We start from the raw sequence: 224 nt of genomic DNA, 5'->3' as shown, positions 1-224 counted from the left end.
GCAGTGCGCTCAGTTGATTGATGCGGAGGTCGAGCGATTGCAGGTTGATGAGTTGGACAATTTCCGGTGGCAGTGCGCTCAGTTGATTGATGCTGAGGTGGAGCGATTGCAGGTTAATGAGTTGTCCAATTTCCGGTCTGACATCTTCCACCAATAAAAGTTGATGTAATTTAAAACTCAGTACTAAGCCTAAAGCCCTTATTTTACCTATAAAAGCCAAGAAA

General features: G+C 44.2%; 1 pseudogene. It reads right to left on the bottom strand.

Going from position 1 to position 224, the window contains the following annotated elements:
• Nucleotides 1-224 (bottom strand): annotated as a pseudogene (locus tag ACM0OZ_RS49480) (hypothetical protein); the annotation flags it as partial.

The organism is Scytonema sp. PCC 10023, from assembly GCF_963920835.1.
In the GTDB taxonomy this organism is placed as follows: domain Bacteria; phylum Cyanobacteriota; class Cyanobacteriia; order Cyanobacteriales; family Nostocaceae; genus Kalymmatonema.
The sequence above is the reverse complement of the archived record's forward strand: the minus strand, read 5'-3'. Positions and strand labels throughout refer to the sequence as shown.